Source organism: Halalkalicoccus sp. CG83 (assembly GCF_037081715.1).
Taxonomy (GTDB): domain Archaea; phylum Halobacteriota; class Halobacteria; order Halobacteriales; family Halalkalicoccaceae; genus Halalkalicoccus; species Halalkalicoccus ordinarius.
Map to the genome: position 1 here is coordinate 1,709,952 of NZ_JAZDDH010000001.1, position 14,018 is coordinate 1,723,969.

Here is a 14,018-nt window from a genome sequence, read left to right on the forward strand (position 1 = left end):
TGGTCGTACCGGCTACGGCTACGCCGTCGGATCCCAGCCGACGAACTCCTCCTCGAGTTCGACGCCCAGCGCGTCGATGACGCCGCCGAGCGCGGCGTACCCCTCCGCGAGCGCCGCGATGCCGACCACCGCCGAGTCGTCGTACAGTTCGGCGATCGCGTCGTGGGTTCGGTCGTCGACCTCGCCGCGGACGACCGCGAGCGCGTAGCGCAGCAGGGTAGCCTCCTCCGGCTCCAGCGCGTCGAACTCGCCCGCCGAGACCGCCGCGATCGTCTCGTCGGTCACGCCCTCGCCGCGCGCGATTCGGACGTGTTGGTGCCACTCGTAGGCGTTGTCGATCTCGCGGGTGACAGCCAGCACCACGAGCTCACGACGGCGATCCGAGAGCCCGCTGTCGCTCCACAGCGAGCCGAAGAAGCCCCGCATGCCGGCGAGTACCTCGGGGTTGTTGCCGAGCGCCTGGTAGACGTGGAGCGGGCGATCCTGGAGCGACGAGACGAGCAGGTCGCGGTGTTCCTCGGGGACGTCCTCGCTCTCGACGTACGGTACGCGTGCCATGCGAACGGGTTGAACGGACGGACGGTTAGTTCTGTGTACCGTGGTACGACGACGGTTCTGCACGACGGCCGTCGGGTGCATCCCGTCGTCGGTTTCGCTTAATGCCGGTCGGAGAGGCGTCACGACGGAGAGCTGCGTTCGTCGCCCGCCCGAACGACTTATCCGATCGCTCGAACCAGCATACGGGCATGACCGGGTCCGACTTCGACGGGTTCGACCACGACGCACACATGCGACGGGCGCTCGACCTCGCTCGCGAGGCCGCCGACCGTGGCGACCGACCGTTCGGCTCGGTGCTCGTCCGCGACGACCGGGTCGTGATGTCCGAGTCGAACCGCGTGGTCACGGAGGACGACGTTCGTCGCCATCCCGAACTCCACCTCGCCTACCGTGCCTGCCGGGAGCTGACCGACGAGGAACGCGCCGAGACGGTCATGTACACGAGCACGGAGCCGTGTCCGATGTGTGCCGGTGGGATGGCCAGTGCCGGGTTCGGACGGGTCGTCTACAGCGTCGCCGGCGACGAGCTCGCGGCGTTCACCGGCACCGCACCGTCGGTCCGATCGGCGGAGATCCTCGACGACCTCATCGACGTCGCCGGTCCCGTTCTGAACGACGAGGGACGACGGCTCCACGAGACGTTCGACTGGTGACCCCGCCGGCGAACTCGTGACCGGGGACCACGCCCCCCGATCGGGACGGTCGACGAACGCGTCCTTCGCGTTCGTGGGTTCCGAGAGCCCGCCGTCGAGGGTCGTAACGACGTCCGCTCCGTCGAGCGACGGGCGGAAAACCACAGCCGCTATGCGTCGCGCTTCCCACGGTTTGGACGAATGAGCACGGTCGAGGTCTCACGTCCGAAGGCGTGGCTGATGGCCGCCCGCCCGCAGACGCTGCCCGCGGCGGCCGCGCCGGTGATCGTCGGAAGCGGCCTCGCCGTCCACGACGGCCTCTTCGCCCCGCTGGCGGCGCTCGCGGCGCTGGTCGGCGCCGCGCTGATCCAGATCGGGACGAACTTCGCCAACGACTACTACGACGCGATCAAGGGCGCCGACACCGACGAGCGCCAGGGTTTCACCCGGGTCACCCAATCGGGACTGATCGGCGCCGACGAGGTCAGGCGCGCGATGGTCGCGACGTTCGCGCTCGCGATTCTCGTGGGCACCTACCTCGTCTACGTCGGCGGCGTGCCGATCCTCGTGATCGGCCTCGCGAGCGTCGCGAGCGGGATCGCCTACACCGGAGGCCCCTACCCCTTCGGTTACCGCGGACTGGGCGACCTCTTCGTCTTCGTCTTCTTCGGCCTCGTCGCGGTGACGGGCACCTACTACGTCCAGGCCGCGGCGTTGCTCGCCGACCCGTTCCCGCTCTGGATCCCTCCCGAAACCGTGACGAGCGAGGCGCTGCTCGCGAGCCTTCCGATCGCGGGGCTTTCGACGGCGATCCTCGTCGTGAACAACGTCCGCGACCTCGAGACCGATCGCAAGACCGGAAAGCGAACGCTCGCGGTGATGCTGGGCTACCGGTGGAGCCGGATCGAGTACGCGGCGCTGCTCGCGCTCGCCTACCTGGTTCCGCCGCTGCTGCTCGCCTACGGGTTCGGCGTATGGGTCCTCCTTCCCCTGGTGACGCTGCCGTACGCCGCCTCGATAGCCCGAACGGTCGCGACCCGGACGTCGGGCGATGCGCTCAACCCGGCGCTCGAACGGACGGGGAAACTGCTCGCCGCCTACGCGGTGCTGTCCGCGACGGGGCTGGTACTTTCGTGACCCGGATCGAACGCCGCGCGTTCTCGCTGGCGCTCGACTCGCCGCTGTCGACGGCCGCCGGCGAGATCGACCGGCGGGAGGGGATCGCGATCCGCGTCGGCGACGACCCTCGAGGAGTCGGCGAGGCGACCCCGCTGCCGGGCTGGACCGAGTCGTTCGAGGGCTGTCGAACGGCGCTCTCGGGCGTTTCGGAGTCCGATCCACGGGCAGCGCTCGCGGACCTCGACGGTCGACCCGCCACCCGGCACGGTCTCTCGCTCGCGATCGCCGATCGGGAGGCACGACGTGCAGGCGTTCCGCTGTATCGTCATCTCGGGGGAAAACGGCGCGTCGAGCGGCTGGCGGTCAACGCCACCGTCGGCGACGGATCCATCGAGGAGACGGTCGAGGCCGCCACGAACGCGATCGCCGAGGGATTCGAGACGATCAAGTGCAAGATCGGCTCCCGTCCGCTCGACGAGGATCTCGAACGCGTTCGGGCAGTGTACGATGCCGTCAGCGACGTCGCGTTGCGTCTCGACGCGAACGGCGCGTGGGATCGGCGGGAGGCGGATCGAGCGCTCGACGCGCTCGCGAATCTCGACGTCGAGTACGTCGAACAGCCCCTCCCCGCGGACGACGTCGCGGGCCACCGCGCACTCGCCGGCGGGCCGGTGCCGATCGCCCTCGACGAGACGCTGGCCGACCGGAGCCCCGACGGGATCGACTCGCTCGTCGATGCCGCCGACGTGCTGGTCCTGAAGCCGATGGCGCTCGGCGGTCCGGATCGTACGCTCGATATCGGTCGCCGCATGCAGGACGAGGGACTCGGTATCGTGATCACGACGACGATCGACGCCGTGATCGCCCGAACGGGCGCGATCCACGTCGCGGCGGCGCTCGACGTCGAGCGGGCCTGCGGGCTGGCGACCGCAGACCTGCTCGAGGAGGACATCGGAACGGATCCCGCGACCGTTCGCGACGGGAAGATCGCCGTCCCGCAAGCAGCGGGCCTGGGAACGGACGGCCCATGGGGTGGCGGGGATGCGTGACCTCCTGCGCTACCAGCGCCACGCCGCCCCGCGTTCGACGGCACTGATCGACGCCCGGTCGGACGAACGATGGACCTACGCGGAACTCGACGAACGGGTCGATCGGACGGCCGGGCGGCTTCGCTCACTGGGGCTCGAAGCGGGCGACCAGCTCGGCGCTCTCCTCGACGGCTCGCCGGCGTTCGTCCGGCTGCTACACGCGGCGTGGCGGATCGGCGCGCTCTTCGTCCCGCTGAACACGCGTCTCTCGAAGCCGGAGCTGCGGGCACAGACCGATCGGGTCGACCTCGACGCGTTCGTCCACGACGACGAACCGTCGGAGACGGAACTCGGGAGCGTTCCGGTTCGATCCGTGGAGGGTTCCGGCTCGCTCGCCGAGGAGCAGGACGTCGAGTCCTCGCCGACCGATCGGTCCCTCGACGATCCCAGGACGATGCTCTTCACGTCCGGAACGACCGGGGAGCCGAAGGCTGTCGTCCTCACCGCGCGGAACCTGCTCGCGAGCGCGGTCGCCTCCGCCTTCCGGATGGGGGTGCTCCCCGACGATCGGTGGTACGATCCCCTCCCTCCGTACCACATGGGCGGGCTCGCGCCGATCGTCCGCTCGGCGCTCTACGGGACGTGCGTCGTCCTCGGAGGCGAGTTCGACGCCGAGCGGGCGCTCGACGATCTCCGCTCCCACGAGGCGACCGGGGTCTCGCTCGTGCCGACGATGCTCGCTCGGCTGCTCGACGCCGGCGACCTTCCGGACTCGTTGCGGTTCGTCCTCACGGGGGGTGCGCCGACGCCCCGCGAGCTGATCGAGCGCTGCGAGGGCCGCGGCGTGCCGATCCACCCCACCTACGGCATGACCGAGACGGCCTCGCAGGTCGCCACCGCCCGCCCCGAGGAGGCGTTCTCCCGTCCCGAGCGGGTCGGCCGTCCGCTGGCGTTCACCCGGGTGCGGGCGGTCGACGACGGGGAGCCGTTGGCGACGGGCGAGCCGGGCGAGCTCGTCGTCAGCGGGCCGACCGTCTCGTCCGGCTACTACGGCAACCCCGAGGCGACCCACGCGGCGTTCGGTTCGGAGGGCTATCGGACGGGCGACGTGGGCGTGGTCGAGGCCGACGGCTCGCTACGGGTGATCGGCCGGGTCGACGACGTGGTGATCACGGGCGGCGAGAACGTCCATCCCGCCGAGGTCGCGACCGTCCTTCGCTCACATCCCGCCGTCGAGGACGCGGCCGTCGTCGGCCTTCCGGATCCGAAGTGGGGCGAGCGCGTCTGTGCGCTGGTCGTCGCCGATGGCGTAACGGAGGGTGAGCTTCGCTCGTTCTGCGAGGGGCGCCTCGCCGACTACAAGCGCCCGAAGACGATCGCCTTCGCCGACGCGCTTCCCCGTACGGCCTCCGGGACGGTCGACCGCGAGGCCGTTCGCGAGCTTCTCCGCGACCGTTCGCGTTCAGAGCGCCTCGAGTAGCGCGTCGACGTCCGCTTCGGTGTTGACCGCGTGGACCGACGCCCGGACTGCCCCCGTTGGAAGGCTCCTGACGCGTATCCCCTCGTCCCCGAGTCGTTCGACGGTCGTCTCCGGGTCCTCGACGGCGAACGTCACTAGCCCGCTCTCGTACTCGCGAGGACTCAGTAGGCGCTCCTCGCCGAGTCCTTCCTTGAGCCGGTCGGTGAGCTCCTCGATGCGTGACTCGATCGCGCCGTAGCCGATCGCGTCCATCGTCCCGATCGCCTCGCGAAGGCCGACGTAGGGCGCGGGGTTCGTGGTCCCGATCTCCAGGCGCCGAGCGCCCGGGTGGAACTCGTAGACGTCCGCGTCGGGCTCCGCGACGCTCCGGTAGCCCACCGACCGGGGCTCCAGTTCGGCGAGAAAGTCCTCCGAGACGTGGAGAAACCCGGCGCCCCAGGGTCCAAGGAGCCACTTGTGACCCGCGGCGGCGACGGCGTCGGCGTTCCATCCGGTGACGTTCATCTCCGCCTGGCCCGGCAGCTGGACGGCGTCGACGAGCACCCGTGTGCCGACGTCGTGGGCGACGTCGACCAGTTCCCGGACCGGAAGGCGGGTCCCGTGGGTCCAGGTGAGCGCGCTGAAACAGACCAGCCGGGCGTCCGAGACCGCCTCCGCGTAAGCGTCGGGGTCGATTCTCCCACTCTCGGTCTCGAGGACGCGTACCTCCAGGTCGTGGAGGTCGGCGAGACGCTGCCAGGGGAGGATCCCCGCGGAGTGTTCGAGGTCCGTCCGGACGACGACGTCGCCCGGCTCCCAGTCGATCGCGCTCGCGACCCGGTTGATCCCGTCCGTAGTGCTCTGGGTGAGCGCGATCGACTCCTCCTCGACGTTCAGCAGACCGGCGACCGCCTCGCGGGCCTCGGCGTAGGCGCGATCGGCCGCGGCGTACATCCCCTCCCCGCGGGGTGAGTCGTACTCGTGGTGAGCGAGAAAGTCGGTGGCGGCCTCGACGACGCGACGGGGGCTCGGCCCGCTCGCGCCCGTGTTGAGGTAGACCGTTCCCTCGTCGTCGAACCCGGGCGTCTCGGCGCGGAGCTCCTCGGGTGTCATGGGCGGGCTTCGACGGGCACGACCATCAGTCCTCCCGATCGACGATCGACCGACGGTCAACTTTAAACGCCTCGCCGCGCGAGAGTACGGTATGAGCGCCGCCGAGACCGAAGCCGAGCTGTCGGAGGACGAGCACGAAGGGCTCGAACTCGTCCGTGAGAGCGGAGGGATCCACCAGAGCGACTTCTGGAAGGAGCTCGGCGTCTCATCCCGAAAGGGGAGTCGCATCGTCGAGAAGCTCGCCCGAAACGATCTGATCGAACGACACGAGACGGTCTACAACGGACACAACACCTACCTCCTCACCCCGACCGCCCGGGACCTCGACTTCTCGCTGCTGATGGCCGGCGACATGCTCTCGCCGTTCATCGGCGAGGAGGAGATCAACCCTCAGAGCGACGCGTTCTCCCAGTGGATGATGAACCTCGCGTACGAGGGCTGACGACGATCTCCTCCGATTCGATCGAACGAACGTCCAGCTATCGCTTCGTAACGTGGATATCGATCGATCATGCACCATGATCGATCGGTATACATCTAATAACTACGACATGTTTAACCGGTTTCGGCGACTATCGATCGTATGAACTGTCCGAAATGCGCCGAATCGATGGCCGAAACGTACGGATACCACGTCTGCACTCGCTGCGGTTACCTTCCCGTACAGGGATCCGGGGCCTGTCAGGTGACGAAGGCGAAACACCTCGTCGGACTCGTTCGCCGGCTCTTTGGCGGCCGTGGCGGATCGTCGTTCCCCACCTCCCGAAAGGCCGAGTAACCCGCTTAGTCCTCTCCTGCGCTCGCCGCACGAACGATTTCCTCTCACCGAACCCGGCCCGACGAACCGGAGACCGACGGCCCACCTATCGATCCCGCCGCCGGCCGAGCGATGGAACGCGATCTCAGCTGGCCGCCGGCTGTATGCGTTCGATCCCGGTGAACTCGAACCGTGCTCCGCCGTGCCGGCTCTCACCCAGTGATACGTCCCAGCCGTGTGCCTCGGCGACCTGCTGGACGATGTTCAACCCGAATCCGGTCCCTCCCTGTACGGTGGAGTAGCCGGTCTCGAACACCTGTTCGCGCTCCTCGACGGGAATTCCGGGTCCGTTATCCGCGACGTAGAACCCGTCGTTGAGGTCACCGACCGTGAGGCTCACCCCGTCGTCTCTGGAGGCGTCGGACTCGGGTCGATGGGCCCTCGACCCGTGTTCCACCCCGTTCCGGAACAGGTTCTCGAACAGCTGGCGCAGGCCGTTCTCGTCCGCCCGAATCGTTCGTCCAGTATCGACGGTGAGCGTCGCGTCCGCGGTAACGACGGTCCGCCAGCTCTCCTCGACGAGATCGGCCAGCGTGATCGCCTTCGGGTCCGTGATCCGCTCGCCGGCCCGAGCGAGCGCCAGCAGCTCGTCGATGAGGACCTCCATTCGATCGAGCGCACGATAACACCTGTCGAAGTGATCGACCTCTCCATTCTGCTCGGCGAGCTCCAGCCACCCGCCCAGGATGTTCAACGGGTTTCGAAGGTCGTGCGAGACCAGCGACGCGAACTCCTCGAGCTGTGCGTTCTTGCGCTTCAGCTGCTCCTGGGTACGCTGGCGAGTGAGCTCGTAGCTCAGCCACTGGCTTATCAGGTCGACGAGCGTGACCTCCCACTCCGAGAACCCGTCGACCCGTGGCTCCCTATCGTAGAAGCAGAACGTACCGTACACCTCCCCGTCGACGATGACTGGCGCACCGAGATAGCAGGCGATCCCCCAGTCGGTGTAGCCCGCTCGGTCCGTAAGCTCCGGCGCGTCCCGGACGACGTTGGCGAGCGCTAAGGTCCTCCGCGTGGCCGCCGTCCGCTCACAGTTAGTCGCCGACAGGGGCGCCCTTTCGCCCGGCTGAATGCTTCCGTCCGGCGTTCGAACCCGTTCGAACTCGTAATCCTCGCCTCGGATCCGCGAGAGCGTCGCGAATCCGGTTCCGAGGACCTCACAACCGATCCCGAGAAGCGCATCCACCTGTTCGGTGAACGATCGCTCCGCGTCCGCGGTCACGTCGTACATCTCCCGAAGGACGCGTTCGCGTTCCTGGATCGGCTCGCCCTGGCGATGCCGTTCCGTTGCGTCGCGAAGGTACACCGTCAGCCCCGTCCCACAGGGGACGGCCCGCGCCTCGGACCAGGTCCCGAGGGGTTCGTAGTACTCCTCTCCCGTGGCCGGTTCGCCGCTCTCCATCGCCCCGTGATACCGCTCGTAAAACGGGGTTCCGATGGCCTCCGGGACCTCGTCCCAGAGACACGTGCCCTCGAGTTCGCCGGGGGTGAGGTCACGACCCGTCGTCCGCGACAGGAAGCCACGAGCCCGATCGTTGGCGTAGACGAACCGCCAGCCTCCGTCGACGACGAAGAACGGATCCTCGACCGTATCGAGGGCGGCACGCAGGAGCTCCTCGGAGGAGCCGGGGGTTGGCGGTGATTGATAATCGTCCTTCGTCATTAACTCTAAATGGAAACGAAGAGTAATAATCCTGCTGCTTAGGAAAGCCGACCGCACGTGCGATTCCGTCTCGGCGGCGCGAGCCGGCGAGACGGGACGTCAACGGGCAGATCTCGCTCAGTCCTCTACTGCGCTCGCCGCGCGAACGATCTCACGCTCGCCGAACGCCGGTCCGACGAACTGGAGCCCCACGGGCAGACCGTCGGTGTCGCCCGCCGGGACCGAGATCGCGGGCAGGTTCGCGAGGTTTATCGGCACCGTGTTCGCGTCCGCGAGATACATCTGCAGCGGATCGTCGAGGCTCTCGCCTCGCTCGAACGGCGGGGTCGGCATCGTCGGACTCGCGAGGACGTCCGCCTCCGAGAGGGCGTCCTCGAAGTCCCGTTCGATCCACGCGCGGGCGTCCTGGGCCTTCGCGTAGTACTTCTCGTGGTAGCCCGCCGAGAGCGCGTAGGTGCCCAGCAGGATCCGGCGTTTGACCTCGTCGCCGAAGCCCTCCTCGCGGACCGCCGCGAACGTCTCGTTCCAGTCGCCCTCGAGGTCGTGGTCGGGGCCGTAACGCACCCCGTCGAAGCGCGCGAGGTTCGACGAGGCCTCCGACATCGCGATCACGTAGTAGGCGGCGACCGCGTGTTCGATCGATGGGAGGCTCACCTCGTGGTAGCTCGCGCCCTGCGATTCGAGCTCGTCGATCGCCTCCCAGAACGTCTCGACGACGCCCTCGTCGGCGCCCTCGAGGAGTTCGGTCGGGATCCCGATCTCGAGGCCGTCGACGTCGCCGTCGGCCGCCCCGGCGTAGTCCGTCTCCGCACCTTCGTCCCTGGTTGTCGCGTCGCGCTCGTCCGGCCCCGAGACGACGTCGAGCAGCTCCGCTGCCTCCTCGACGGTGGAGCCGAACGGCCCGATCTGTTCCAGGGAGTTGGCGTAGGCGACGAGCCCGTAGCGCGAGACCAGCCCGTAGGTGGGCTTGATCCCGACGACGCCGCAGAACGCCGCGGGATTACGGACGGAGCCGCCGGTATCGGTGCCGAGCGCCAGGTCCGCCTCGCCGGCGGCAACCGCGGCCGCCGATCCGCCCGACGACCCCCCGGGAACGCGCCCCTCGGCCGCCGGGTTCTCCGTGGGTCCGAACGCCGAGGTCTCGGTGGTCGAGCCCATCCCGAACTCGTCCATGTTGGTCTTGCCGACGATCGTCGCGCCCGCCGCCTTCAGTCGCTCGACGACGGTCGCGTCGTAGGGCGGGACGTAGTCGGCGAGCATCGCCGATCCGCACGTGGTGCGGACGCCCTCGGTGCTGATGTTGTCCTTGACGGCGACCGTCCGGCCGGCGAGCGGCCCCTCCGAATCGCCCTCCGTTCGCTCCTCGGTGATGAAGATACCGCCGCTCATGAGACCCGCGGCCCCTTGAAGTAGCCGTCCTCGGTGTGGGGTGCGTTGCGAAGCGCCTCCTCCTGATCGAGGCTCTCGCGGACCTCGTCGGCGCGGAGCACGTTCTCGAGGTCGGCCTCGCTTTCGGTCTCGGGCACCTCATCGAGGGTCTCGAACGCCTCGAGGATCTCGACGAACTGCTCGGTGAACTCCTCGACCTCCTCGTCGGCGAGATCGATCCGGGCGAGGTCGGCGACGTGGCGGACCTCCTCCGGGGAGACGGGCTGGTCGCTCATGTCCGGGGAGAGCGTCGGCCCGAGAGTAAGGGTTTCGGATGGCCACGCCGGGCGCCTACCCGTAGCTTCAAACCCGACGCACGCCAACTCCCGCCGATGGGAAACGCAGCACTCCGGGAGCTGGCCGCCATCAGGGAGGTCCCCTTCGACGACCTCTCGGGGGCGGTCGTGGCGATCGACGCCCACAACTGGCTCTACCGGTACCTGACGACCACGGTCAAGTGGACCGCGAGCGGCGTCTACACCACTAACGAGGGAATCGAGGTCGCGAACCTCCTGGGGCTCGTCCAGGGGCTACCGAAGTTCTTCGAGGCGGACATCGTCCCCGCGTTCGTCTTCGACGGGGTCGTGACCGACCTCAAGAGCGAGGAGATCGACGACCGGCGCGCCGCGAAGGAGCGGGCGAAGGCGGAGGCGCGATCGGCTCGCGAGCGGGGCGACCGGATCGAGGCCGCCCGGCTCGAGGCGCGAACCCAGAGCCTGACCGACGAGATACAGCGAACGACCCGCGAGCTGCTCGACCTGCTCGACGTCCCCTACCTCGACGCCCCCGCGGAGGGCGAGGCTCAGGCCGCCCACATGGCCAAAGCGGGCGACGTCAACTACGCCGGCACCGAGGACTACGACGCGCTGTTGTTCGGCTCGCCGCTCACCCTCCGGGGGCTTACGAGCAAGGGCGACCCCGAGTGCATGGACCTCGAGGCCACTCTCGATCGACACGGGCTGAGTCGGGAGGGACTCGTCGACGTGGGCATCCTGTGTGGGACCGACTTCAACGAGGGCGTCCGCGGGATGGGTCCGAAGACGGCGGTGAAGGCGATCCGCGAACACGGCGACCTCTTCGGCGTGCTGGAGGCCGAGAACGCGACCGTTCCCGACGCCGAGGCCGTCCGCGAACTGTTTCTCGATCCCGACGTCACCGACGAGTACGAGGTCGACACCGACCTCGATCCCGACATCGACGCCGCGCGTGCGTACGTGATCGACGAGTGGGAGATCCCCGCCGAGGAGGTCGCTCGCGGCTTCGAGCGCATCGAGGAGTCGGTGGCCCAGACCGGGCTGGATCAGTGGACGTGACGGTCGAAGCGCTCGCACCGGACGCCGAGGACGCGATCCGATCGCGCCGGCGGGACCGAACCCGACACCGTTCCCGTATCGAGTAGTGACCGGACGAGCGCCGTCCTCGGTGTTCGACGGCCACGTCCGGCAGCGTCCCGAACGCCGTCCTCGAGGAGGGCTCTGAATCGGGGTCGGCATGAGAACCGTGAACGAGGCCGAACCCACACTCGGACGGATCGACACGTGCCGGGACGTCCTCGACGCCGGAGCACGGACCGTGGACGTCGTCCCGGCGCCGGCCGGTCCGCTCCGGCGTCTCTCGAATCCGGTCTCATCCGCGGGAAAAGACTACAACCGACGGTAGCGGTAGGAGGTTTTATGGGGACGAACCAGGACGCGAGAAAGCGTCGATACGCCTGTCAGAACTGCGGGGTTGCCTACGCGACCAAGCCGCGCTTCTGTTACGACTGCGGGTATCGAACCATCGTTCCCGCCGCCGTCCTCCTGAACGAGCCGGACGATTCTCCCGACTGAACCGGTCTCGGTCGTCCGCCCGCGCTCTGTGGCGACGCACGGTGACGCGCCGACCCGAACCCGTTTTCACCCTTCGAGGCGCATTCAGGGGTATGGACACGGAGGAAGTCGCACGCCTCATCGAGTCGGGCGTCGAGGACGCGGAGGCGACGGTCACCCAGCCCCGAGGGACCCACGACGACGACCACCTCGCGGCGGTCGTCGTCTCGCCGGCCTTCGAGGGCGAACCGCTCGTGAAACAACACCAGATGGTCTACGACGCGATCGGCGAGCACATGACCCGCGACATCCACGCGCTCGAGCTGAAGACGTACACGCCCGAGGAGTACGAGGCCCGATAGCGCGACCGACTCCCCAGAGCCGCGCCGAGACCGCCCGACGTCCGCGAGGGGTATGGCGGACGGACGCCGTCGTCCGTCTCGGAGACGCGGACGTGCGATACGCGGCCGGGACAACGCCTATTAGCGTCGCCTCTGACCTCCGATACGATGGCTGCAGACACCGGCGAGCCGGTCTACTTCGTCATCAGCGACCTCCACATCGGCGGCGACGAACAACTCGAGGAGGTCGCGTTCCTCGACGAACTGCTCTCGTTTCTCGAGCGACTCGAGACGATCGACGAGAACGCGGAGCTGATCATCAACGGCGACGCGTTCGGTCTCTGGGAGTTCACCGAGATCGAGGGTCCGGCGAAGTTCGACGTCCTCGAGACGTCGTACCCCGAACTGTTCGAGCAGCTTCGCGCGACCGGCGAGAACGTTCGGATCACGCTGTTGCCGGGCAACCACGACCACGAACTCGCCGCCTACGACGAGTACGTCGATCTGTTCGCCGAGTACAACGTCGAGATCGTCCAGGAGCAGTCGATCACCCGGCCGGTCGGCGAGCGGACGATCCACTTCGAACACGGCCACCAGCGCGACCCGAACAATCGGATCGAGGACTGGGGCAACCCCCACATGACGCCGCTGGGCTATTTCTACAACACCCACGTGGTCAGCCGGGCCGGCCACCTCTCGGATCGCGGCCGGTACAACTGGCTGAAGGACGTTCAAGCAGTGACGCCCACCGAACGGATGCCCAACTGGCTCGTCTCGAAGTACTTCTACCGGGAGATGAACCCCCTCCTCCGATATGCCGCGATCCCGTTCCTGCTGCTGTTCAACATCAGCATCATCGTTGCGCTGCTTGCGGGCCTCGACCTGGTCGGCCTCTGGTCGATGCCCGTAGTGCGGACCGAGGACTTCCTCGCCCAGTTCGGCGCGGCCGGGGCGGCCGCCCAGCTGCTACTGACCGTCAGCGTCGCGATCTCCCTACTGCTGTTGTTCGTCGTGATCCCCCTGGCCGTGCTCGTCCGGGACGTCAGGAAGACGGTCGATCGCTTCGGCGTCTTCGAGACGGACCTCACGGTTGACCCCGAGAAGCCGTACGCCGAGGCGGCTCGAGAGGTGTTCGAGAAACGCCCGGAGGCGGCGGTCTTCTGTTACGGACACACCCACCGGCCGAAGACGCGGGAGGTCGACGGCGGGCTGCTCGTCAACACCGGGACCTGGCTGAAACGCCTCCACCGACGCGACGTCATCGCGGGTCGACTCCCGCCGGTCTTCTACCCGTCGTACCAGCTCTGTGCCGTCCGCATCGAACCCGCCCCGGAGGCCGGGGGCGTGGCGGTCGAGTACGAGACGATCGAGAAACCGAGCCCGAGCGCCGAGGAGCTCACGCTCACCGAACGCCTTCTCACGCTCGGTCGGGAGCCGGACCCGGAGCTCCCCGACCGCACGGTCGTCGCCGACGAGGTGGCCGTACCCGCTCCCGCGGCGAACGACTGAACGGGCTCCGTTGCCGTCGATCGTCGCTCAGCGATCGGCGAAACCGTGACCTCCACCCACTCCTCTGACGTGGAGCGAAGCGACGTTCGACGACGGACAGGCGGGACGGGATAGTTGACGGCCGTGCGGTCACACCGGCGACTCGACCGCCAGATCGTCCTCGAGTCGGCGGTTGTGCAGCGCCTCGCCGGTCTCGGCGTCGAAGACGTGGATCGCCTTCTCCGGCGGGTGGACCGTCACGGTCTCGTTCTCGCGGACGCGCTGCATGCCGCCGACGCTGGCGACGAAGCTCGAACCGTCGTTGAGAACGGCGATGCGATCGCCTATCGTCATCGCCTTCGTCTGATCGCGCGTACCGGAGAACGGTCGTGCGCGGAGCATCCTCTTATACCCGCCGGGGAGTGCCTCGCATCTCCGAGTGTCGGTTAGCATCAAGGACGCAGAAGCGTCAGTCGTTCCGTCCGGATCGACGACCACTTCGCGATGAGCGTCGTTTCAGCGGCGTTCGAGCGATTCGTTCGAGAAGCGCGGGTGGTCACGAGG

At 68.1% G+C, this 14,018-nt stretch carries 15 protein-coding genes; 9 read left to right on the top strand and 6 right to left on the bottom strand.

Annotation, left to right across the window (positions count from 1 at the left end; all coding sequences use genetic code 11):
- Window positions 1-18 precede the first annotated feature (18 nt).
- Window positions 19-558, bottom strand: coding sequence for a carboxymuconolactone decarboxylase family protein (locus tag V0Z78_RS08850; protein WP_336344265.1), 540 nt, complete (start codon window positions 556-558; stop codon window positions 19-21).
- 188 nt (window positions 559-746) lie between these two features.
- Here V0Z78_RS08850 and V0Z78_RS08855 point away from each other — a divergent pair, with 188 nt between their 5' ends.
- The 4 genes from V0Z78_RS08855 to menE all read left to right on the top strand — a co-directional run bounded on the left by V0Z78_RS08855 (window position 747) and on the right by menE (window position 4,817).
- Window positions 747-1,211 carry a nucleoside deaminase gene (locus V0Z78_RS08855; RefSeq protein ID WP_336344266.1) on the top strand — a complete coding sequence of 155 codons (465 nt, stop codon included), beginning with the start codon at window positions 747-749 and terminating at the stop codon, window positions 1,209-1,211.
- A 180-nt stretch (window positions 1,212-1,391) separates the two neighbouring features.
- The gene (locus V0Z78_RS08860; RefSeq protein ID WP_336344267.1) at window positions 1,392-2,327 is read left to right on the top strand and encodes a 1,4-dihydroxy-2-naphthoate polyprenyltransferase; all 936 of its coding nucleotides are present in this window, start codon (window positions 1,392-1,394) and stop codon (window positions 2,325-2,327) included.
- A complete protein-coding gene (locus V0Z78_RS08865; protein WP_409338685.1) occupies window positions 2,324-3,358 on the top strand; it encodes a mandelate racemase/muconate lactonizing enzyme family protein in 1,035 nt (344 codons plus the stop codon). Before V0Z78_RS08860 ends, V0Z78_RS08865 begins: the two co-directional genes overlap by 4 nt.
- Entirely contained in the window at window positions 3,351-4,817 is a 1,467-nt protein-coding gene (gene menE / locus V0Z78_RS08870; protein ID WP_336344268.1) for an o-succinylbenzoate--CoA ligase, read from the top strand. Before V0Z78_RS08865 ends, menE begins: the two co-directional genes overlap by 8 nt.
- On the opposite strand, the gene V0Z78_RS08875 is transcribed toward menE, so the two are convergent.
- Window positions 4,800-5,909, bottom strand: coding sequence for an aminotransferase class V-fold PLP-dependent enzyme (locus V0Z78_RS08875; RefSeq protein ID WP_336344269.1), 1,110 nt, complete (start codon window positions 5,907-5,909; stop codon window positions 4,800-4,802). The two genes, menE and V0Z78_RS08875, sit on opposite strands and share 18 nt — an antisense overlap.
- Before the next feature lie 91 nt (window positions 5,910-6,000).
- Here V0Z78_RS08875 and V0Z78_RS08880 point away from each other — a divergent pair, with 91 nt between their 5' ends.
- Window positions 6,001-6,351, top strand: a complete 351-nt coding sequence (locus tag V0Z78_RS08880) for a helix-turn-helix transcriptional regulator (RefSeq protein WP_336344270.1) — start codon at window positions 6,001-6,003, stop codon at window positions 6,349-6,351.
- 460 nt (window positions 6,352-6,811) lie between these two features.
- Here V0Z78_RS08880 and V0Z78_RS08885 read toward each other — a convergent pair whose 3' ends face one another.
- From V0Z78_RS08885 to gatC, 3 genes are all read right to left on the bottom strand, one after another.
- The gene (locus tag V0Z78_RS08885; RefSeq protein ID WP_336344271.1) at window positions 6,812-8,389 is read right to left on the bottom strand and encodes a GAF domain-containing sensor histidine kinase; all 1,578 of its coding nucleotides are present in this window, start codon (window positions 8,387-8,389) and stop codon (window positions 6,812-6,814) included.
- Window positions 8,390-8,506: 117 nt separating this feature from the next.
- Entirely contained in the window at window positions 8,507-9,778 is a 1,272-nt protein-coding gene (gene gatA, locus V0Z78_RS08890; RefSeq protein ID WP_336344272.1) for an Asp-tRNA(Asn)/Glu-tRNA(Gln) amidotransferase subunit GatA, read from the bottom strand.
- On the bottom strand, window positions 9,775-10,053 hold the full coding sequence (gene gatC, locus V0Z78_RS08895) for an Asp-tRNA(Asn)/Glu-tRNA(Gln) amidotransferase subunit GatC (RefSeq protein ID WP_336344273.1): 279 nt from the start codon (window positions 10,051-10,053) through the stop codon (window positions 9,775-9,777). Before gatC ends, gatA begins: the two co-directional genes overlap by 4 nt.
- A gap of 96 nt (window positions 10,054-10,149) precedes the next feature.
- Between gatC and fen the strand changes: the two genes are divergently transcribed.
- The 4 genes from fen (at window position 10,150) to V0Z78_RS08915 (ending at window position 13,475) form a co-directional block, all read left to right on the top strand.
- Entirely contained in the window at window positions 10,150-11,130 is a 981-nt protein-coding gene (fen, locus tag V0Z78_RS08900) for a flap endonuclease-1 (RefSeq protein ID WP_336344274.1), read from the top strand.
- 360 nt (window positions 11,131-11,490) lie between these two features.
- A complete protein-coding gene (locus tag V0Z78_RS08905) occupies window positions 11,491-11,646 on the top strand; it encodes a hypothetical protein (RefSeq protein WP_336344275.1) in 156 nt (51 codons plus the stop codon).
- A gap of 92 nt (window positions 11,647-11,738) precedes the next feature.
- Window positions 11,739-11,987: a BolA family protein gene (locus V0Z78_RS08910; protein ID WP_336344276.1), complete on the top strand. Its 249-nt coding sequence runs from the start codon at window positions 11,739-11,741 to the stop codon at window positions 11,985-11,987.
- A 147-nt stretch (window positions 11,988-12,134) separates the two neighbouring features.
- Window positions 12,135-13,475 carry a metallophosphoesterase gene (locus V0Z78_RS08915; RefSeq protein ID WP_336344277.1) on the top strand — a complete coding sequence of 447 codons (1,341 nt, stop codon included), beginning with the start codon at window positions 12,135-12,137 and terminating at the stop codon, window positions 13,473-13,475.
- A 129-nt stretch (window positions 13,476-13,604) separates the two neighbouring features.
- On the opposite strand, the gene V0Z78_RS08920 is transcribed toward V0Z78_RS08915, so the two are convergent.
- Window positions 13,605-13,808, bottom strand: a complete 204-nt coding sequence (locus V0Z78_RS08920; protein WP_336344278.1) for a hypothetical protein — start codon at window positions 13,806-13,808, stop codon at window positions 13,605-13,607.
- Window positions 13,809-14,018 lie beyond the last annotated feature (210 nt).

Bases quoted from the DNA above. Each gene is read 5' to 3' on its own strand.
- V0Z78_RS08875 (WP_336344269.1), bottom strand. From the start codon at position 5,909: ATGACACCCGAGGAGCTCCGCGCCGAGACGCCCGGGTTCGACGACGAG.
- gatA (WP_336344272.1), bottom strand. From the start codon at position 9,778: ATGAGCGGCGGTATCTTCATCACCGAGGAGCGAACGGAGGGCGATTCG.
- menE (WP_336344268.1), top strand. From the start codon at position 3,351: ATGCGTGACCTCCTGCGCTACCAGCGCCACGCCGCCCCGCGTTCGACG.
- fen (WP_336344274.1), top strand. From the start codon at position 10,150: ATGGGAAACGCAGCACTCCGGGAGCTGGCCGCCATCAGGGAGGTCCCC.
- V0Z78_RS08850 (WP_336344265.1), bottom strand. From the start codon at position 558: ATGGCACGCGTACCGTACGTCGAGAGCGAGGACGTCCCCGAGGAACAC.
- V0Z78_RS08880 (WP_336344270.1), top strand. From the start codon at position 6,001: ATGAGCGCCGCCGAGACCGAAGCCGAGCTGTCGGAGGACGAGCACGAA.
- V0Z78_RS08885 (WP_336344271.1), bottom strand. From the start codon at position 8,389: ATGACGAAGGACGATTATCAATCACCGCCAACCCCCGGCTCCTCCGAG.
- V0Z78_RS08915 (WP_336344277.1), top strand. From the start codon at position 12,135: ATGGCTGCAGACACCGGCGAGCCGGTCTACTTCGTCATCAGCGACCTC.
- gatC (WP_336344273.1), bottom strand. From the start codon at position 10,053: ATGAGCGACCAGCCCGTCTCCCCGGAGGAGGTCCGCCACGTCGCCGAC.
- V0Z78_RS08905 (WP_336344275.1), top strand. From the start codon at position 11,491: ATGGGGACGAACCAGGACGCGAGAAAGCGTCGATACGCCTGTCAGAAC.
- V0Z78_RS08910 (WP_336344276.1), top strand. From the start codon at position 11,739: ATGGACACGGAGGAAGTCGCACGCCTCATCGAGTCGGGCGTCGAGGAC.
- V0Z78_RS08855 (WP_336344266.1), top strand. From the start codon at position 747: ATGACCGGGTCCGACTTCGACGGGTTCGACCACGACGCACACATGCGA.
- V0Z78_RS08860 (WP_336344267.1), top strand. From the start codon at position 1,392: ATGAGCACGGTCGAGGTCTCACGTCCGAAGGCGTGGCTGATGGCCGCC.
- V0Z78_RS08920 (WP_336344278.1), bottom strand. From the start codon at position 13,808: ATGACGATAGGCGATCGCATCGCCGTTCTCAACGACGGTTCGAGCTTC.